The sequence below is a fragment of the Microbacterium radiodurans genome, assembly GCF_008710705.1.
GTDB classification, from domain to species: Bacteria; Actinomycetota; Actinomycetes; order Actinomycetales; family Microbacteriaceae; genus Microbacterium; species Microbacterium radiodurans.
In genome coordinates this window covers 116,679-135,601 of record NZ_VYRZ01000003.1, presented here as the reverse complement: position 1 = coordinate 135,601, position 18,923 = coordinate 116,679, and the positions used below count along the sequence as shown (strand labels likewise).

Here is an 18,923-nt window from a genome sequence, read left to right as displayed (position 1 = left end):
GCGCGGCGCGGGGATCGCGACCGAGACTGGGAGCGGACCTCGGAGGGAACTGCCATGACCCCAGAACACACGCACGACGCCGCCCCCGACCACGCCGGCGGCAACCCCGATCTCATCCCGCTCCGTCCGGCGGCGGCGGTGCCGCGGCATCCGCTCGATCCGCTGACCGCGGCCGAGATCGAGACGGCGCGCGCGGTGCTCGTCGCGGCGGGACTCCTCGGCGAGACCGTGCGCGTGCCCATGCTGCTGCCGTACGAGCCCGACAAGAGCGAACTCGCCGACTGGGCGCCCGGCGACGAGATGGACCGGCGGGTCGACGTGACCCTCCTCGACACCGCGACCGGCGGAGTCATCGAGGCCGTCGTCTCGGTCACCCGCGGCGAGGTCGTCGCGCAGCGCGCGCACGACACGACGGAGGCGCCGTACGGCCAGCCGCAGTATCTGTTCGAGGAGTACGAACGCGCCGCCGAGATCGTCAAGGCGTCCGGTGAGTGGCGCGCGGCCATGACGCGGCGCGGTCTCGCGGATCGCATCGATCTGGCCTTCTGCTCGCCGCTCGCCCCCGGCTTCGTCGGACGCGCGAACGAGGTCGGACGCCGCATCATCCGATCGCTCACGTTCCTCCGCGACAGCGAGGACGACATCGCCTGGGCGCACCCGGTGGAAGGCCTCATCGTCCACGTCGACCTCATCGAGAACCGCGTCATCGGCATCGAGGACGAGGGCGATGTCCCCGTCCCGGCCGGCAGCGGCAAGTACACGCCGGATGCCGTCGGCCCGCCGCGCGAGACGCTGAAGCCGATCGAGATCGTGCAGTCCGAGGGACCGAGCTTCGCGGTCGACGGCTCGCACGTGACGTGGGAGAACTGGTCGCTGCGCGTCGACTTCAACGCGCGCGAGGGACTCGTGCTGCACGACGTGCGCTTCGACGACCGCCCGGTGCTCACCCGCGCGAGCGTCCCCGAGATGGTCGTGCCCTACGGCGACACCTCGCCGACGCGCTTCTGGATCAGCTACTTCGACGCCGGCGAGTATCTGCTCGGGAAGAACGCGAACCACCTCGAGCTGGGATGCGACTGCCTCGGTGTCATCCACTACATGGATGGTCACGTCGCCGACGACCACGGCAATCCGGTCCGCATCCCGAACGTCGTCTGCATGCACGAGGAGGACTACGGCGTGCTCTGGAAGCACACTGAGCCGGGGCCTGTCGGCGGACACGTGCGGCGATCGCGACGACTCGTCGTGTCGTACTTCTCCACGATCGGCAACTACGACTACGGCTTCTTCTGGTACTTCTACCTCGACGGCTCCATCCAGGTCGAGGCGAAGGCGACGGGCATCGTGTTCGTCGGCGCCGGCATCCCCGGCACGACGAACCGGCACGCGCCCGAGATCGCACCGGGCATCTTCGCGCCGGTGCACCAGCACCTCTTCAGCGCGCGGCTCGACGTCGCGATCGACGGCGAGGACAACCGCCTCGTCGAGATCGACGCCGCCCGCATCCCGATGGGCGATCAGAATCCGTTCGGCAATGCCTTCAGCTGGACCGAGACGACGCTGCACAGCGAGCTCGAGGCTCAGCGCGAGGCCGACTCCTCGGTCGCGCGGGTATGGGAGGTGCGCTCAGCCTCGCGGACGAACCGCCTGGGCAAGCCGACGGCGTACCATCTCATCCCCGAGCCCACCGCGCTGCTGATGGCCGACCCGGCTTCCACGGTGGCCGCGCGCGCCGCATTCGCCACGAAGCACCTGTGGGGAACCGCGTTCGACCGCGACGAGCGGTGGCCCGGCGGCAGGTATCCCAACGCGCACCAGGGCGGCGGCGGCCTGCCCGCCTACACGGCGGACGACCGATCGATCGACGGCGAGGACCTGGTGCTGTGGCACACCTTCGGCCTGACGCACATCCCGCGGCCCGAGGACTGGCCGATCATGCCCGTCGATTACGCCGGGTTCTGGCTGAAGCCGTACGGCTTCCTGGACGTCAACCCGGCGATGGACGTGCCGGAATCGAGCCAGGCTCACACCGGATCATCGGATGCCGCGGACGGCGGCTGCGGCCAGGGCGCCGCCTGCACCTGCGGCCACTGATCGGCGGCGAGTGCCGGGCTCGCGCCCGTCACTCGCCGAGCCGGCGGGGATAGGTCGCGACGATCCAGTAGCTCGCGGCCTCCTCACCGACCGCCTCGAACCGGTGCAGTCGATCGCCCGGGTACGACGCGTAGTCTCCGGCACCGAGGACCACTCGCGCGTCGACCGGGCCGGCTTCGAGGGATCCGGATTCGACGAGCACGTGCTCACGCGCGCCCGCGCCGTGGCTGGGTGATGCCTCATGCGTGCCGGCTTCGAGTCGAAGCCGATGGAACTCCACGACGGATGGCCCCACCATCGCGCTCTGCATGAGCTCGCCGACGCTGCTCTCGCCGGAGACGTCGGCACCGCTCCCGCGCCGAACGGTGACGACAGCATCCGCGACGATGGATGCGAGAAGCTCGCGGACGTCGACCGACAGGGCTCCGGCCAAGGCCTCGAGGGTGGCGAGGGTGGGGTTGGTCGTGCCCGCCTCGATCTGCGAGAGCGTCGATTTCGCGACGCCGGACCGCGCCGCGAGCTGGCCGAGGGAGAGTCCACTGCCTGCGCGCAGGAACCGCACGTTCGCACCGACCCGGGCTGCGAGCTCATCCATGGGCATCCTTCCGGTCCCGAGCATTCTCCCAGCACGACGGGCGCATCCGGGTCTCGGCGACGCTTGTCTGTCCGGCGCACGAGAGCGTACGATTCATCATACCGATTGTTCGATTCATCGGTATGATCTGGCGGGGTGACGATGCCCCGTCCTCACCGGAAGAAGGATGTCGATGACGACGTTCCTGGATGACATCACGCTCGACGAGCTCGAGGCCGATCCGTACCCCACCTACGCACGGCTGCGGCGCGAGGCACCGGTCGCGTGGGTACCGGCGGCCGACGTGTGGTTCGTGTCGACCTTCGACGACTGCGCCGCGATCGGACGCGGCGATCACGGGTTCGCAGGGGCGACGAACCACCCCACGCTGCAGCGCGTGTTCGGCAAGCCGGACGTGCTCTCTTCGGGTGGCGACACCCATACGGATCTGCGCAAGGGCATCGACCCACCGCTGCAGCCGAAGCCCGTCAACGCGATGGTCGACGACCTCGTCCGTCCGATCGCGCGCCGCCAGCTCGAGCCACTGCGCGCTCGCAGCGGCGGAGAGCTCATGGCCGAGTACTTCGAGCCGGTGAGCGTCGGCGCCCTGCGCACCGTCATGGGCCTCGACGGCCTCGTCGATTCCGACACCCTGCGACGGTGGTTCCGTGACCTCAACGCCGGAGCGTCCAACTTCGGTCTCGACCCCGAGGTGTTCGCGACCTCGGATCGCGCTTCCGCGGAGATCGAGGATGTGCTGCGTCCGGTCCTGGAGCGTCTTCGGCTGCATCCCGACGAATCGATGCTCTCCCACATGCTGTGGGCCGGCCGCGAGGGCGACGCGCCGCGCCCGGTCGAGCTCATCCTGCCGTCGCTGAAGGTCATCCTCCTCGGCGGGATGCAGGAGCCCGGGCATGCCGCGGGAAGCACTCTGCACGGCCTCTTCGGCGAGCCCGACCAGCTGCGACGACTCATCGCCGACCCCGAGGAGCTCATCCCGCTCGCCGTGCACGAGGGTATGCGGTGGATCGCGCCGATCGGCGCCGTCGAGCGGCAGGCCACGAGCGATGTCGTCGTCCGCGGCCAGCGCATCCCCGCCGGGGCCATCGTGCAGGTCATCCTCGGATCGGCGAACCGCGACGAGACCCGGTTCGACGACCCCGACCGCTTCGACATGGAGCGCTCCAACCGCGTGAACCAGGCGTTCGGCAACGGGGAGCACTTCTGCGCGGGGCACTTCTTCGCCCGGCAGGTGCAGCACATCATGTTCGAGGAGCTCGTGGCGGCCCTCCCGGGACTGCGCCCCGACCCGCACGACCCCGCACGTGTGACGGGGTGGGTGTTCCGCGCTCCCAAGCGGCTCGGCGCTCGCTGGGAGGCGACGGCCGCAGCCGGCTCGGCGATCACCGGTGCGACGCCCGCGCGGCCTGCGCCGGACACCCGCGAGCTGCAGGTCACCTCGATGCGACGCGAGGCCGACGGCATCCTTTCGATCGAGTTGACGGACCCCGCCGGCGCCGACCTTCCGGCGTGGCAGCCCGGCGCGCACATCGACGTCTGGCCGACGGATCGCCGCGCCGGGCAGTACTCCCTCTGCGGCAATCCGGCCGACCGGTCCCGCTACGTCATCGCCGTGCTGCGCGAGGCCGCCAGCCGAGGCGTATCCGCGTTCGTGCACGAGCACCTGCGGGTCGGCGACCTTCTGACGGTCGGCGGACCGCGCAACAACTTCTCCGTCGAGCCGGGCACCTCCCCCGTGTTCGTCGCCGGCGGAATCGGCATCACCCCCATCCTCGCGATGGCTCGGGCCGCGGCGGCAGCCGCCGGGAGTGTCGCCGTGCACTACGGAGGGCGTGAGCGGGCGCGAATGGCCTTCGTCGACGAGGTCGCCCGCCTCGGTCCCAGCGCCCGCTGCCATGTCTCGAGCGAGGGCGACCGGCTGGACATCGACGCCGTGGTCGCCGAAGCCGCGGAGAGCGGCCGCCCGATCTACGCCTGCGGACCGCAGGGCCTCCTCGACGAGCTCGAGCGCGTGGCATCGGCGTGCGGCGTGGAAGTCGTCGTCGAGCACTTCGACGGCGCAACCGCGCACACCGACGCCGATCGTGCCTTCGACCTCGTCCTCGCCCGCTCCCAGCGCACCCTGCACGTCGCGCCCGACCGCACGGCGATGGAGGCGCTCGAGGAGGCCGGGATGGACATCCGGTTCGCGTGCCGCGAGGGCAACTGCGGCTCCTGCGAGACCGCCGTCCTGGCGGGTGGGGTCGACCACCGGGATGTCATCCTGACACCGGCCCAGCGTCGACGCGGCGACCGCATGATGGTCTGCGTCTCGCGGGCTGCCGGCTCCGAGGTGACGCTCGACATCTGAGCGCGGATACGACGAGCCCCGCGACCGGTTCGGTCGCGGGGCTCGTCGTCGTCGGAGGCGCTCAGGGGGTCGGCACGAGGACCTCGTCGAACCGCTCGAGATCCTCGCTCAGCCCCGCATAGATCTCCGGGCGGCGACGGCGGAGATAGACCGACCACGCCAGTCCCCCGACGACGGCCGCGACGAGCAGCCACGGCAGCATCCGGACGTACAGCGCCTCCGAGCCGGCGATGACGGTGAAGTTGAACAGCGCCATGACGCTGAAGACGAGCAGCGCGAGGAAGCCGAGGCCCGGCGCGATGAAGGTGCTCCACCAGCGGCGGTCGCGCGCCCGGCGGAAGTACACGACGACCGAGAGCGCGGCGATCGCCTGCGTGATCATGATGGCGAGGGTGGCGAACCCGATCCCGACGGGGACGATCGTGAGCACCGCCGGAAGCGGATTGCCGTCGGCATCCGTCTGGACGATCACGGCGAAGATCCCCGCGACGACGGCGGCGAAGACCGCGTTGACCACCAGAGCGCGCTGCGGTGCACCGTTGCGGTTGGTCACCGCGAGCCACCGGGGCAGCACACGCGCGCGTCCCAGCGCGAAGAGATATCGTGCGGCGGAGTTGTGGAACGCCAGCTGCGCCGCGAACATGCTCACGACGAGCAGCACGAGCGCGATCGCCCCGACGATCGGACCGAGATAGGTGTCGAGTAGAACCAGCAGCAGGTCGCCCGAGGCCAGGCTCGCCGCAGCTGTCTCCTGCGCGTCGCGCACGCCGATCGCGCTGACCATCGCCCACCCGACGACGGCGTGCAGCACGCCGATGAGGATGATGGCGGCATAGGTGGCGCGGGGGATCGTCTTGCGGGGCTCGCGCGCCTCCTCGCCGAACAGCGCCGTGGCTTCGAATCCCAAGAAGGCCGTCGCCACGAGCAGAAGAGCGATCCACACCGATCCTCCCGCGACGACTTCGGGGCTGAACGCGTCGACGAAAGCTCCGATGTCGTATCCGGTCTGCACGAGCACCGAGAAGGCGAAGGCGAGCAGCACGGCGATCTCGAGGATCAGCGCCACGCCCAGCACCGCCGCGCTGACGTGGATGCCGGCTCGAGCGAGCAGGAAGATCACGATGAAGATCGGGATGCCGATGACGTACCAGTTGATCTGGATGCCGGTGAGGGCGGGCAGCGCCACCTCGCCGGTGAAGAACCCGGTGGTGCCGATCGCGCCCGCGACGAAGAAGTTGTAGCCGAGCGTTGCGATGAGGCCGGTCACCAGCCCCGCCGGCCGGCCGAGACCCTTGACCGCGATCGCGTAGAAGCCGCCGGCGTTCACGAGCTCCTTCGTCATCTGCACGTAGCCGACGGCGAACAGCAGCAGAGCCACGGCGACGATGACGACCGCCATCGGGATCCCACCCCCGTTGCCGAAGCCGATCGCCAGCGGCAGGACGACGACGGCGGCCGTCAGCGGGGCCACCGCGGCCAGGACGAGGAACACGATCGAGGGCACCCCGAGCTGATTGCGCTTCAGCGTGATGTCGGGTTCGGACATGGCATCTCCTTCGGGCCGGATGGAGATCGATTCTGCTCAGTGCGCCGCCGCCGCTGTTGCCCTCCGGCGCGGGTCCCTTGCCGCTGCGTGCAGATCACCCGAGCTCGGCCCGTTCACCGCCGGTGGCATGTCCCACTTCCTGTCGTCAGCAGGGCTCGACGGCAGCAGAAACCGGGACATGGGGAGCGGAAAGTGGGACACAGTACCCGGGGCGGGGGGGGGGCTGCCGGCGGGGGGATGCCGGGGCTGGGGGCGCCGGAGGAGGTCAGAGACCGGCGCGGGCGAACGCGGTCGTCGGCACGTCGACGCTCGTCGCACCGCCGTCGATCGGCAGGACGGCACCGCTGATGTACGACGCGGCCGGCGAGGCGAGGAAGAGGATCGCCTCGGCGATCTCGTCCGGGTCCGCCGGCCGCTCCAGAGGCACGTCGGCGGTCACCGTGCGGTATGCGCTCTCACGCCCGTCCAGTCCCGCCGCGGCGGCGAACTCGTCCATCTCGGCGTCGGCCATCGGCGTCCGCACCCAGCCGGGGCAGACGGCGTTCGCGCGGACCCCGTCTCGCCCGTAATCCCGCGCGATCGAGCGGGTGAGACCGATGAGCGCGTGCTTCGCGGTCGTGTAGCCCACCGTGCTCGGCCCCGCGGCGAGACCGGCGAGCGACGACACCACGACGATCGATCCGCGCGTCGCGCGCAGAGCCGCGAGTGCGGCGCGCGAGAACACGAAGGCCGAGTCGAGATTGGCTCGGATGCTGGCCGCCCAGTCCTCGTCGGTCGTGTCGCCGAGTGCGGCGAAACCGTGCCCTCCGGCGTTGGCGACGACGGCGTCGAGGCGCCCCTCGGTGGCGAGGATCTCGGTGACGGCTGCCTCGGCCTGCGCTCGATCGGCGGCGTCGGCCACGATCGCCCGAGCTCCCGTGGCTGACGCGACCTCGCGCAACGGCTCGACGCGACGGCCGACGACCGCGACGCGCCATCCCGCCGATGCGAACCGGGCCGCGGTGGCAGCCCCGATGCCGGTGCCGCCGCCGGTGATCGCGACCACCGGCGCGGGCGCAGAGCCCGCCGACGCCGTCATCGTCCGCTCCGCGCGGCGGCGGTCGTCCGCAGCCCGTCGAGGATCAGCCCCACGGCGGCGATGTAGCGCTCGGCCGAGGACGGATCGGTCGCAGCGGCGATACCCGCATCCCGCAGGCTCGACGACAGCAGCACGGCGAGCGCCGCGGGATCGGCATCCGCTCGCAGGTCGCCGTCGGTCCGGGCCTGCTCGAGGAAGGACGCGATGTCCTCCCGATATCCGCGCGACCCGGCTCCGCCCGCCTCGCGGAAGCCGACGAGTGCCGGACCGGACACCGAGTAGAACCGGCCGGTCGTCGGCGACGCCGAGAACTCGATCATCGTCCGCGCGTAGTGCAGGACGCGGTCCTGCCAGGACCGGAGGTCCGCGGCGGAAGCACGGGCGTGCGCGAGCAGCACGCGTCCGGTCTCGTCGTAGGCGGCCCGCAGCACCTCGTCGCGACCCTCGGGGAAGTGCGCATAGACCGTCGCACGGGCGACCCCCGCCGCGGCGACGAGCCGCTCGATCGACACGGCGTCGACGCCGTCGTCGTCGATGATCGCCCGCGCAGCCTCGACGAGCTCGCGCCGGGTCTGCTCGCGCCGTCGTTCGCGTGCGGTGCGGGGGGCGTCCGAGACGCTGCTGCCGGTGCTCATCGGTCTCCGATCAGAATCCGAGTCTGGAAAGTAGAATCAGAGTATGGCAAGGTGTCCTCACTGTCCACGACGGGAGAATCCGATGCAGCTCGACGACGCCATCCGCATCGCACGCGCGGCCCTGCCGCACTTCGGTCTCGACGACGCGGCGCCGATCGCCTTCGTCAAATACCGCGAGAACCACGTCTTCCGCGCCGACGATCCCGCCGGCCCGGTCGCCGTCCGGCTCCACCGCCCCGGCTACCGCGATGACGACGAGGTGAGGACCGAGCTGGAGTATCTCCGCGCTCTCCGCGCGGCGGGCGTGCCGGTGCCCGACGTCCTGACCACCACGGGCGGAGCCCCTTTCGTCCGCCTCGGCCACGGCGAGACCGAACGCCTCGTGTCGGTGCAGCGCTGGATCCGGGATGCCGCTCCGTTCGGCGACATCGCTCCCGCTCTCTCGGGCGAGCACGACCCCGAGCCCGAGGAGTTCGCGGCGATCGGCCGCCTCCTCGGTCGTCTGCACGCGGCCGGCGACGTCATCGGCCGTCCGGCCGCGTTCCGACGCGGTTCGTGGGACGCCGCCGGGCTCGCCGGTCCCGATCCGCTGTGGGGCGATCCGTCGGCGCTCGCCTCGCTCACCGCCGACGAGCGCGAGATCATCGCCGACGGCGCCCGCGGGCTCTTCGCCCGACTGCGGATTCTCGCCTCCTCGGCCGCGGACTACGGCATCGTGCACGCCGACGCGACCCCCGAGAACCTCCTCGTCACCGCCGGCGGCCTCGCCCTGATCGATTTCGACGACTTCGGGCTCGGATGGTTCGTGTTCGACCTCGTCACGGCGATCTTCCATCACGCGCGGAACCCGCGTTACCCCGACTACGAGCGAGCGATCATCGAAGGCTATCGCTCGGAGCGTCCGCTGAGCGCCGTCTCGTTGGCAGCCTGGGACGATTTCATGCTCGCCCGCGGACTCACCTATCTCGGGTGGGCCGCAGAGCGTCCCGGCGACCCGGCATCCGACTTCATCTCGGCCGTCGTCGCCCCCTGGGTCGTCGAGATCGCCGACGCCGCTCGCACCGACCGGCCCGCGCCCTGGCGCGTCCCGACATCCACCCGACAGACCGCTTGGACGGAGACCGTATGAGCACCGACCTGCTGACCCGCCGCTACGCCACGATCGGCCGCCACTCGCCGCTCTTCTACGACGAGCCGGTGCATCTCGTTTCGGCCTCCGGAGTCTGGCTCACCGCCGCCGACGGGCGACGCTACCTCGACGCGTACAACAACGTGCCGCACGTCGGCCACACCCATCCGCGGGTCGTGGCGGCGATGGCCGAGCAGGCCGCGACGCTCAACGTGCACACCCGTTACCTGAACGAGAAGGTGCTCGACTACGCCGAGGCGCTGATCGCGCGCTTCGAACCCGAGCTCGACCGCGTGCTCTTCACCAACAGCGGCTCGGAGGCGAACGAGCTCGCCTTCCGCATCGCCGGGCAGCACACGGGGGCGCGCGGCATCCTCGTCACCGATTTCAGCTACCACGGCAACACCTCGCTCCTGGCGGGAGCGACGACGGGGCTGCAGACCCACGAAGGGCTCGCCGAGCACGTCCGCGCCTTCCACGTGCCCGACCTCGACAGCGACCGTCGCGAACCCGACGTCGTCCGCGACGAGGCGCTCGCCGCCGTCGACACCGCGATCGCCGAGCTCCTGCAGAGCGGCCACGGCGTGGCCGGAGTCATCATCGAGTCGATCTTCTCGACCGAGGGGATGCCGCGCGTTCCCGCCGGCTTCGTCGAGGGCCTCGCCGCGCGCGTCCGCGCCGCCGGCGGTCTCGTCGTCGGCGACGAGGTGCAGGCCGGCCTCGGCCGCACGGGCCGGACGTTCTGGGGATACCAGCGCTACGACCTGGTGCCCGACCTCGTCACCCTCGGCAAGCCGCTGGGCAACGGCCATCCGCTGGCCGCGGTCGTCACCGGCCACGACCTGCTCGAGGAGTTCGGCTCGCGCAACGAGTACTTCAACACCTTCGCGGGCAACCCGGTCTCGTCCGCGGTCGGACTCGAGGTCCTGCGGATCATCGACGACGAGGGTCTGTGGGAGCGTTCGCGCCGGCTCGGCGACGAGATACGCGAGCGTCTCGGCGAGCTCGTCGCGGCCGATCCGCGCCTCGGGCCCGTCAAGGGCGACGGCCTCTTCTTCGGCTTCGGCGTCTTCGAGGACGCCGAGCAGACCCGTCCCGATGCCGCGACGACGAAGCGACTCGTCGAGGCGGTCAAAGCCCGCGGCGTGCTGCTCAGCCGGATCGGGCCGACCGGCTCGGTGCTGAAGATCCGGCCGCCGCTGGCGATCCAGGATGCCGAGCTGCCCGTGCTGCTGGACGCCATCCGCGGCGCCGTGGGCGAGGTCCTCGCCTGACCGGCTGCAGCGGGCGAGCGCGCCGCATCCTGTAACACGACAGCCCAATCGCCGAAACGCGGACACGGCACCATGGATGAGAACCCCACGGCCGAACCCCGACGAACGGTGCTATGGTGACCCGAACCGTACCCGGCGATCGTTTCACGATGGAGTGAGAGCGATGCATACCCGATCGATCTATCAGTCGTCAGCATTCGACACCGTCCTCGATCTCGACCCGTTCCGCAACGCGGTGGGCGAGGCCGTCGTGAATCTCGACGTGCGAGCGCGCGATCCCGAGAGCTTCCGAGGCGCGCTGCGCGGCCAGGCCGCCGGCGACGTGCACGTGCTCACCGTCGCGGCCGCCGCCCACTCGGTGCACCGCACGGAGTCCCTCATCCGCGGTGCCGCGCAGCACTATTTCAAGTTCTCGCTCATCGAGGCGGGCACGGGCATGATCGTGCAGGATGGCCGCGAGACCACCCTGCGCGCCGGCGACATGACCTTCTACGACACCGACCGGCCGTACTCGCTGATCTGCGAGGACGACACACGCATGTCGATCGTGATGTTCCCCAAGGACCTGCTCGCTCTGCCCTCCGACCGCCTGGCCCGCATGACGGCGACACGGCTCGGCACCGACTCCCCCGTCGGGTCGCTCGTCCGCCCCTACCTCGCCTCGCTATCGGGTCAGGTCCGCGACCTCGACGCCCACACCGCGCGCAGGCTGTCGCGCACGGCCGTCGACATGGTCGCGACGCTCGTCGAAGAGGGCATGGGGGCGGCGGCCTCGTCGTCCGCGCACGAATCGCTGCGCTCCCGCGTGCTCGGCTACATCGACGAGAACCTCGCCTCGCCCGAGCTCTCGCCACCCGCGATCGCCGCGGCGCACTACATCTCGGTCCGCCACCTCCACGCCCTCTTCAACGACCAGGGCACGACGGTCTCGACCGTTATCCGCAACCGCCGCCTCGAACGCTGCTACGACGAGCTGATCGACCCCCGCGGCGTCGACCGCTCGGTGACCTCGATCGCTCTCGCCAACGGCTTCGTGGATGCGGCGCACTTCAGCCGGACGTTCCGTGCGCACTACGGCGTGCCGCCGAGCGGGATCCGTCCCACACGGGGCTGATCCCGTCGACGCCTCTCCGCCCCGACCCCGTCGACCGGGATCGGGGCGGAGGCGTGTCAGGCCGCCGCGGCGAGTCGTCGGGCGCGCGCCGAGGCCAGGCGCACGCGCAGCACATGCGTGAGGGCGCTCAGGCCGATCGCGGCGACGAGCGCCACGCCGCTCGCGACCGCCTGCCAGAACGTCGTGACCCCGAGCAGCACGAGAGAGTTGTTCAGAGCGCCGTAGAACAGCACGCCGACGACGACGCCGAAGATGCCTCCTTCGCCGCCGGTCAGCGCCACGCCGCCGAGCAGGACGGCCGTCAGAACGACGAGCTCGAAACCGGCGCCGATCTGCCCCGCGGGCGCGCTGTTGAGCCGCGCGACGACGATGGTGCCGGCGAAACCGGCCATGCCTCCCGAGAGGGCGAACAGCCAGAACGGCAGCATCCGCACGCGCACCCCGGAGAGGTACGCGGCCTCGCGGTTGACGCCGATCGCGTACACGTGGCGGCCGGCCGGGGTGAGCGCGAGGAACACGGCGGCGGCGATCAGCAGGAGGACGGCGATCCAGACCGAGATCGGAATGCCCCCGACGGTGCCGAGCCCCAGCAGCCCGAACGCGTCGCCGAAGTTGTTGCGGGGCGTGGGGCTCACGAGCTGCGCGACGCCGCGCACCGCTGTCAGCGTGCCGAGCGTCGTGATGAAGGAGTTCAGTCCCAGCACCACCACGACGACAGCGTTGACGAGTCCGACGGCCGCGCCCGCGACGACGGCCAGAAGCACCGCGAGCGCGGGATTGCCGGCGCCGCGATCCATGACGAGCGAGGCGACGACCCCGCCGAGGGCGAGCGTCGATCCGACCGAGAGGTCGATGTATCCGGCGATCAGCAGCATCGCCACCGGCACGGCGACGATCGCGATGATCGCGCTGTCCTGCAGGATGCCGCGGATGTTCGTCCAGCCGAAGAACGAGTCGGTCGCGAGCTGCACGCCGATGACGAGCACGACGAGAACGATCAGCAGCGGCGTGCGGACGATCCCCTCGAGGATGGCGGCGGGGAGGTTTCTCTGCGTCATGTCACAGCCCTTCGGGGAGGTCGAGGATGCGGGTGTCGGGGGTGGTCCGGTGCACCGCGGCGAGCAGGCGGTCGGCCGTCGTCTCAGCGACGACGTGCTCGCCGACGACGGCGCCGCGCGAGAACACGAGGGCGCGATGCGCGAGATCCATGACCTCCTCGGGCTCGTTGGTCGCGACGACGACGCCGATGCCGCGGTCCGCGGCGAGGCGCTTGACGGCGTCGTAGATGTCTTTGCGCGCGCCGACGTCGACGCCCTGCGTGGGGTCGTCGAGGAGAATCACCCGCGTGCGAGCGGAATCGTTCACCCAGCGGCCCAGCAGGATCTTCTGCTGGTTGCCGCCGCTGAAGCGGCCGGCCGGCAGCGCGGGCGCATGCGGGCGCAGGGCGAGCCAGGTGGCGACCCGGTCGAAGACGCCGCGCTCGGCGCGCGGCGAGCGGAAACCGCCGCGTCCGAGCCGGGCCGACGCCTCCACGACCGTGTTGTCGACGGCGCTGAGCGCGGCGAAGAGCCCCTCACGCGCGCGGTCGCCGGGGACGAGGGCGATGCCGCCGCGGAGGGCCTGCCGGGGCGAGGTGGCGTCGCGCGGCATCCCGTCGACGCTGACGGTGCCGGCTGTGCGCGGCAGGCGTCCGAAGATCGTGTTGAGAAAACGCGTGCGGCCCGAGCCGATCAGGCCGTAGCAGGCGACGATCTCCCCCGGGGCGACCGTGAGGTCGATCGGCCCGAGCCCGGGCGCGGCGAGCCCGCGAACGGCGAGCGCCGGCGTGTCGTCCGAACGCGGCGGGGCGGGCGGCTCGTGGGTCGCGCCGTGCCCGTCGCTGATCGCGCCGACGAGCGACGCCCGCGTGATCTCGGCGCCCCGCGCGGACCAGACCGTCCGACCGTTGCGCATCACCGTCGCCTGATCGGCGAGCTTGAGCACCTCGCCCAGCAGATGGGTGACGTAGAGGATCGCGATCCCGCGGCCGGCGAGCTCGCGGACGAGTTCGCCGAGGCGGGCCGCCTCGTCGCGCGAGAGCGCGGCGGTGGGCTCGTCGAGGATGAGCAGCCGCGCATCGCGCTGCAGGACCTTCGCGATCTCGACCATCTGCCGCTGGCCGATCGGGAGCGCCCCGACCCGCATGTCGGGATCGATGCCGTGCGCGCCGATCGTCGCGAGCGCCGCCCGCGCCAGGCGTCGCTGTTCCCCGCGTCGCACGATGCCGACGCGCGTGCGCTCCTGCCCGATGAACAGGTTCTCGGCCACGGTCAAGTTGTCGATGACGCTGAGGTGCTGGTAGATCACCGCGACCCCGGCCGCGATCGACTCCCGCGGCGAGAGCGCTCCGACGGTCGTGCCGTCGATCTCGATGTCGCCCGATGTCGGCGCGATGCCGCCGCCGAGGCACTTGATGAGGGTGGACTTGCCCGCGCCGTTGTGGCCGAGGAGCGCATGCACCTCGCCGCCGGGGATGCTGAGGGTCACCTCGTCGAGGGCGAGGGTCGCGCCGTAGCGCTTGGTGAGGCCGTGCACGGTGACCGACATGGCGCCTTCCGTTCTGGGTCGGGGGACGGGGCGGATGCCGCAGCATCCGCCCCGCTCGGGATCGGACGGCCTCAGCCGCCGAGCTCGGTGATGTACTGGTCGAGCTGCGGGGTGTCGACGGTGACGACCTCGACCGGCAGGTCGACGCTCGCGTCGGTGCTGCCCTCGCCGAGGGCGATCGGGATGTCGATGACCTGAGAGACGAGCTCGACGAGCGAGAAATAGGTCGCGGCCCGGAAGAAGCCCCCGTCGCGCATCTTCTGCAGGAGGAACAGGTTCGGATCGAGGCCTCCCACGTACGTCTTCGGGTCGTTCTCGGCACGACCGGATTCGAGCAGAGCCTGGTAAGCGCCCTGCGCCGCGTCGCCCACGGCCGCGACGACGATGTTCACGTCCGGGTGCTGCGCGAGGAGGGTGTTCGTGGTCGACAGGCCATCGTCGGGTGTGACCGTCTGCTGCTGCGCGACGATCTGGATGTCGGGAGCCGTCTCGGTCAGGCCGTCGAGGAGCCCCTGCGTGCGCTCCGCGCCGATCTGGCGCTCGGTCTCGCTCAGGACGATGACCTTCGCGTCGGGACCGACGTTCTCGAGCGCCCACTCGGCGGCGTCCTTGCCGAGGTCGTAGCCCGACTGGTAGAAGCTGAACTGCAGCGTGGCGTCCTGGTTCTCCATGTCGCCGCCGTAGGTCACCCAGTACGTGCCGGCGGCGCGGTACTGCGCGGCGATCGACTCGAGACTCGCCGGGTCGACGGGGAACGACACGACCGCATCGACGTCGCTCGTGAGGTTGGCGGTGAGCTGGCTCACCTGCTTCTGCAGGTCCATCTCGTCGTTGGTGAAGACGACCTCGACGCCGGCCTCCTTCGCCCGCTGCTCGACGATGTTCACGATCGCGCCGTAGACCGGCAGGGCCGTGAACGGATAGTCGAACAGGATCTTCTTCACCTCGCCCCGTTCGACGGGGTTCGCCGAGGCGGCGCCGGCGTCGTCGGCCGTCGTCGTGCTGCAACCGGCGAGGGCCAGGGCTGCGACGGCGGCGACGGCGACCGCCGCGGTGCGGATGCTGCGCTTCATGATGCTCCTTCGGGGTGGTGTTCGGGATGTGTTTCGGGATGTGCGTTCGGGATGTGTTTCGGGCTGTGGGTCACCCCGCGGGGACGCGGGTGATCAGGCGTCGGCGCGCGACCAGACGCAGCGCCCGGCGAACCAGGTCTCATCGGCGTGCGTGTCGACGATGCGGTCGGACTCGACGGCGAAGGGATCCTGGTCGAGGACGACGAAGTCGGCGGATTTGCCGACGGTGATCGACCCCACGACGTCGCCCATCCCCATCGCCTCGGCCGCGTTCAGCGAGAAGGCCGCGAGCGCCTCGTCGAGGGTGATCGCCTGCTCGGGCCACAGCGTCCCCGGTGCTCGCCGGAGCGGGTCGGCCCGGGTGACGAGCCCCTGGATCCCCTCCCACGGGTTCGGCGACGCGCCCACCGGCCAGTCGGAGCCGCCGGCGACGAGGACGCCGAGGTCGATGAGCTCGCGGACGGGCTGCATCTCGTGGGCCTCCGGCTGCGCCCGCACCGCCGCGATGGCATCCGGGATGACGCCCGGGAACCACAGGAACGGCGACATGTCGTTGGCGACGCGCAGGCTCGCGAGGCGCGGCCGGTCGTCGGGGTGGATGAACTGGCCGTGGGCGATCTGGTATCGGATGTCGGCGTAGCCCGCATCACGGACAGCCTCGACGGCGTCGAGCGCGACGCGCACCGACGCGTCGCCGGTGCAGTGGATCTTCGCGCCGAGCCCCTGCGCGGCGGTCCGCAGCAGCCAGTCGCGCAGCTGCTCGGGCGCCATCGTCGTGGTGCCGCAATGGGCGTGGCCGTGCTCGTGGTCGGCGAGGTACGGAGTGAGGAAGGCCGCCGTGTGGGTGGGCGGCACGCCGTCGAGGGCCACTTTCACGAAATCGGGCCGGTGGTGCTCGGTGCGGAACTCCTCGCGCCGGGCGACGAGCTCATCGCCGAACGGGGTGTTGGCGAAGAGGAACTCGGTCGACAGCAGCGACGAGACGACCCACGCGTGCAGGTCGCCGTCGACGTCGAGGTCGCGGAGGGCCCCCATGATCTCGACGGTGGCCGCGGCATCCTGGAACGCGGTGATCCCGTATGAGTGGAGGATTTCGATGGCGCGGGCGCTCGCCCGGCGCGCGCGCTCGGGCGTGCGCGGCTGGAATGCATCGATCGCCTCGGTCACGGCGATCGTCGCGGCCTCCATCAGCAGTCCGCTCGGCCGACCGGTCTCGACGTCGCGCACGATGCGCCCGAGCTCGGGATCGGGGGTGTCGTCGGTGATCCCGGCCGCGGCGAGGGCGGCGGAGTTCGCGAACTTGTTGTGGTGACTGTCGTCCGTGAGGACGACGGGTCGGCCGCCCGCCGCCTCGTCGATGGCGCGCCGCGCGGACTCGCGCGAGAAGTCGTCGAGCAGGACGCTCCCGAACATCTCGCCGATGACCCACTCCTCGGGGCCGAGTCCCGCCGCATAGGCGCGCACGGCTTCGACGACCTCGTCGAAGCCGGCCGTCGGGGCGAAGCTCAGCTGGAAGAGGTCGCCCTCCCCCGCGATGAGATGGTGCGCGTGCCCGTCGATCAGGCCGGGAACGACCGTCGCACCGCCCAGATCCCGGACCTCGGTGGCGTCATCGACGAGGTGGGCGATGTCGGCGTGGTCGCCGACGGCGATGATCCGTCCGCCCGCGACGGCGAAGGCGCTCGCGCGGGGGCGACCGGGGTCGACGGTGTGGACGACGGCGCCGGTGATGACCAGGTCGGCGGTGCTCATGGATCCTCCTGCGATCGGAACGGTGTGGGAAGCCATATTCCGGATGCCGCGCGCCCGGCGCTTGCCCGCGGACGCACCCGAGTTGACCGCCGACGCAGCGCGTCGCCGAGTGTGCGCGCGCGGTCAACGCCCCTGCGCCGCACGGCAAATCGGCCCTCGCCGGACGGACGGATGATGGCGTGACCCGCTGTCACCGATCGAGGAGGATCCCATGACCGAACGCACGACCACCGGCATCCTGGCGGCCGTCACCGTGCCCGAGAGCGAGGGACGGGCCATCCCGGATGCCGCGACGCGCGAGGTCATCGGATACGCGCCGGTGCACACCACCGACGACCTCGATCGCGCGATCGCCGCCGCGCGGGCGGCTCAGCCCGCCTGGAACGCGATCGGCCACGGGGAGCGCTCGCGTGTCCTCCACGCCATCGCCGATGAGATCGAGGCGAACGCCGAGGAACTCGCCCAGCTGCTGTCGCGCGAGCAGGGCAAGCCGCTGAACGGCCCGAACGCGCGCTTCGAGGTCGGTGCGGCGGCCGCCTGGACGCGCGCGGCGGCCGACACCCCGATCGAGCCCGAGGTCGTCTTCGAGAACGGGCCGGCGCGTGCCGAGGTGCACTACGACGCACTCGGCGTCGTCGGAGCAATCAACCCGTGGAACTGGCCGATGATGATCGCGGTCTGGCAGATCGCCCCGTCGCTGCGCATGGGCAACACGGTCGTCACGAAACCCAGCGAGTACACGCCGCTGTCGGTGCTCGCCCTCGCCGAGGTCTTCAACCGGCACCTGCCCGAGGGCGTCCTCACCGCGATCGCCGGTGACCGCGAGGTCGGCGCCGCGATCGCCGCGCACCCGGGTCTCGACAAGATCATGTTCACCGGCTCGACCGCCACGGGTCGCCGCATCGTGGAGTCCTCGGCCCACAACCTCGCGCGGCTGACGCTCGAGCTCGGCGGCAACGACGCCGGCATCGTGCTTCCCGGCACCGATGTGTCGGCGATCGCGCAGGACCTCTTCTGGGGCGTGTTCATCAACACCGGCCAGACCTGCGCGGCGCTCAAGCGCCTCTACGTGCACGACTCGATCTACGACGAGGTCGTCGACACCCTCGCCGAGATGGCCCGCACGACGCCCATGGGCGGCGGGCTCGACGAGGGGAACGTGCTCGGCCCGCTGCAGAACGAGAAGCAGTTCGACATCGTCACGCGCCTTGTCGATGACGCGCGGAGCCGGGGCGCGCGGATCGTGGCCGGCGGCGAGCCGGCGCCCGAGCTCGGCCCGCTCTTCTACCGCACGACGGTCGTCGCCGACATCGAGGACGGCGCCGCCCTCGTCGATGAGGAGCAGTTCGGCCCGGCGATCCCCGTGATCCGGTACTCCGACGTCGACGACGCGGTCGCCCGCGCCAACGCCTCGGAGCAGGGCCTCGGCGCCTCGGTGTGGTCGGCCGACCCCGACGCCGCCGTCGAGGTCGCGCGCCGCCTGGAAGCGGGCACGGTGTGGATCAACAACCACGGCGCCATCAACCCGCAGGTGCCCTTCGGCGGGATCAAGGCATCGGGGTACGGACAGGAATTCGGTGTGGCGGGGTTGAAGGCCGTTGCCGCTCCGAAGGTGATCAGCCGTTGACGAGGGGACACGCGACGGTGTGACGGCGGCGCCGCGGGACGGATTCCGACCCGCGGCGCCGTTCGCGTGC

At 71.1% G+C, this 18,923-nt stretch carries 14 protein-coding genes; 6 read left to right on the top strand and 8 right to left on the bottom strand.

What is annotated here, in order from left to right; genetic code table 11:
- Positions 1-54: 54 nt before the first annotated feature.
- The gene (locus F6B42_RS10925) at positions 55-2,094 is read left to right on the top strand and encodes a primary-amine oxidase (protein WP_150419725.1); all 2,040 of its coding nucleotides are present in this window, start codon (positions 55-57) and stop codon (positions 2,092-2,094) included.
- A gap of 28 nt (positions 2,095-2,122) precedes the next feature.
- On the opposite strand, the gene F6B42_RS10920 is transcribed toward F6B42_RS10925, so the two are convergent.
- Positions 2,123-2,689, bottom strand: coding sequence for a helix-turn-helix domain-containing protein (locus F6B42_RS10920; protein WP_191089341.1), 567 nt, complete (start codon positions 2,687-2,689; stop codon positions 2,123-2,125).
- Positions 2,690-2,861: 172 nt separating this feature from the next.
- Here F6B42_RS10920 and F6B42_RS10915 point away from each other — a divergent pair, with 172 nt between their 5' ends.
- Positions 2,862-5,039, top strand: a complete 2,178-nt coding sequence (locus F6B42_RS10915) for a cytochrome P450/oxidoreductase (RefSeq protein WP_191089340.1) — start codon at positions 2,862-2,864, stop codon at positions 5,037-5,039.
- A gap of 61 nt (positions 5,040-5,100) precedes the next feature.
- On the opposite strand, the gene F6B42_RS10910 is transcribed toward F6B42_RS10915, so the two are convergent.
- The 3 genes from F6B42_RS10910 to F6B42_RS10900 form a co-directional block, all read right to left on the bottom strand.
- Complete coding sequence (locus F6B42_RS10910) at positions 5,101-6,585, bottom strand: APC family permease (protein ID WP_150419722.1); 1,485 nt, start codon at positions 6,583-6,585, stop codon at positions 5,101-5,103.
- A gap of 265 nt (positions 6,586-6,850) precedes the next feature.
- Positions 6,851-7,663, bottom strand: a complete 813-nt coding sequence (locus tag F6B42_RS10905; RefSeq protein ID WP_150419721.1) for an SDR family NAD(P)-dependent oxidoreductase — start codon at positions 7,661-7,663, stop codon at positions 6,851-6,853.
- On the bottom strand, positions 7,660-8,298 hold the full coding sequence (locus tag F6B42_RS10900; RefSeq protein ID WP_150419720.1) for a TetR/AcrR family transcriptional regulator: 639 nt from the start codon (positions 8,296-8,298) through the stop codon (positions 7,660-7,662). Before F6B42_RS10900 ends, F6B42_RS10905 begins: the two co-directional genes overlap by 4 nt.
- 82 nt (positions 8,299-8,380) lie before the next feature.
- On the opposite strand from F6B42_RS10900, the gene F6B42_RS10895 reads away from it, so the two are divergent.
- The 3 genes from F6B42_RS10895 to F6B42_RS10885 all read left to right on the top strand — a co-directional run bounded on the left by F6B42_RS10895 (position 8,381) and on the right by F6B42_RS10885 (position 11,815).
- The gene (locus tag F6B42_RS10895; protein WP_191089339.1) at positions 8,381-9,427 is read left to right on the top strand and encodes a phosphotransferase enzyme family protein; all 1,047 of its coding nucleotides are present in this window, start codon (positions 8,381-8,383) and stop codon (positions 9,425-9,427) included.
- Entirely contained in the window at positions 9,424-10,701 is a 1,278-nt protein-coding gene (locus tag F6B42_RS10890) for an aspartate aminotransferase family protein (protein WP_150419718.1), read from the top strand. The genes F6B42_RS10895 and F6B42_RS10890 overlap by 4 nt, the downstream gene beginning before the upstream one ends.
- Before the next feature lie 163 nt (positions 10,702-10,864).
- Complete coding sequence (locus F6B42_RS10885) at positions 10,865-11,815, top strand: AraC-like ligand-binding domain-containing protein (RefSeq protein WP_191089338.1); 951 nt, start codon at positions 10,865-10,867, stop codon at positions 11,813-11,815.
- A 56-nt stretch (positions 11,816-11,871) separates the two neighbouring features.
- Here F6B42_RS10885 and F6B42_RS10880 read toward each other — a convergent pair whose 3' ends face one another.
- The 4 genes from F6B42_RS10880 to F6B42_RS10865 all read right to left on the bottom strand — a co-directional run bounded on the left by F6B42_RS10880 (position 11,872) and on the right by F6B42_RS10865 (position 17,226).
- Positions 11,872-12,873, bottom strand: a complete 1,002-nt coding sequence (locus F6B42_RS10880; protein ID WP_150419716.1) for an ABC transporter permease — start codon at positions 12,871-12,873, stop codon at positions 11,872-11,874.
- A gap of 1 nt (position 12,874) precedes the next feature.
- Positions 12,875-14,401 carry a sugar ABC transporter ATP-binding protein gene (locus F6B42_RS10875; RefSeq protein ID WP_150419715.1) on the bottom strand — a complete coding sequence of 509 codons (1,527 nt, stop codon included), beginning with the start codon at positions 14,399-14,401 and terminating at the stop codon, positions 12,875-12,877.
- 71 nt (positions 14,402-14,472) lie between these two features.
- A complete protein-coding gene (locus F6B42_RS10870; protein ID WP_150419714.1) occupies positions 14,473-15,474 on the bottom strand; it encodes a sugar ABC transporter substrate-binding protein in 1,002 nt (333 codons plus the stop codon).
- 93 nt (positions 15,475-15,567) lie between these two features.
- On the bottom strand, positions 15,568-17,226 hold the full coding sequence (locus tag F6B42_RS10865; RefSeq protein WP_150419713.1) for an amidohydrolase: 1,659 nt from the start codon (positions 17,224-17,226) through the stop codon (positions 15,568-15,570).
- A gap of 211 nt (positions 17,227-17,437) precedes the next feature.
- On the opposite strand from F6B42_RS10865, the gene F6B42_RS10860 reads away from it, so the two are divergent.
- Entirely contained in the window at positions 17,438-18,853 is a 1,416-nt protein-coding gene (locus F6B42_RS10860) for an aldehyde dehydrogenase family protein (protein WP_150419712.1), read from the top strand.
- Positions 18,854-18,923 lie beyond the last annotated feature (70 nt).

Bases quoted from the DNA above. Each gene is read 5' to 3' on its own strand.
- F6B42_RS10915 (WP_191089340.1), top strand. From the start codon at position 2,862: ATGACGACGTTCCTGGATGACATCACGCTCGACGAGCTCGAGGCCGAT.
- F6B42_RS10870 (WP_150419714.1), bottom strand. From the start codon at position 15,474: ATGAAGCGCAGCATCCGCACCGCGGCGGTCGCCGTCGCCGCCGTCGCA.
- F6B42_RS10900 (WP_150419720.1), bottom strand. From the start codon at position 8,298: ATGAGCACCGGCAGCAGCGTCTCGGACGCCCCCCGCACCGCACGCGAA.
- F6B42_RS10885 (WP_191089338.1), top strand. From the start codon at position 10,865: ATGCATACCCGATCGATCTATCAGTCGTCAGCATTCGACACCGTCCTC.
- F6B42_RS10880 (WP_150419716.1), bottom strand. From the start codon at position 12,873: ATGACGCAGAGAAACCTCCCCGCCGCCATCCTCGAGGGGATCGTCCGC.
- F6B42_RS10920 (WP_191089341.1), bottom strand. From the start codon at position 2,689: ATGGATGAGCTCGCAGCCCGGGTCGGTGCGAACGTGCGGTTCCTGCGC.
- F6B42_RS10875 (WP_150419715.1), bottom strand. From the start codon at position 14,401: ATGTCGGTCACCGTGCACGGCCTCACCAAGCGCTACGGCGCGACCCTC.
- F6B42_RS10925 (WP_150419725.1), top strand. From the start codon at position 55: ATGACCCCAGAACACACGCACGACGCCGCCCCCGACCACGCCGGCGGC.
- F6B42_RS10860 (WP_150419712.1), top strand. From the start codon at position 17,438: ATGACCGAACGCACGACCACCGGCATCCTGGCGGCCGTCACCGTGCCC.
- F6B42_RS10905 (WP_150419721.1), bottom strand. From the start codon at position 7,663: ATGACGGCGTCGGCGGGCTCTGCGCCCGCGCCGGTGGTCGCGATCACC.
- F6B42_RS10890 (WP_150419718.1), top strand. From the start codon at position 9,424: ATGAGCACCGACCTGCTGACCCGCCGCTACGCCACGATCGGCCGCCAC.
- F6B42_RS10895 (WP_191089339.1), top strand. From the start codon at position 8,381: ATGCAGCTCGACGACGCCATCCGCATCGCACGCGCGGCCCTGCCGCAC.
- F6B42_RS10865 (WP_150419713.1), bottom strand. From the start codon at position 17,226: ATGAGCACCGCCGACCTGGTCATCACCGGCGCCGTCGTCCACACCGTC.
- F6B42_RS10910 (WP_150419722.1), bottom strand. From the start codon at position 6,585: ATGTCCGAACCCGACATCACGCTGAAGCGCAATCAGCTCGGGGTGCCC.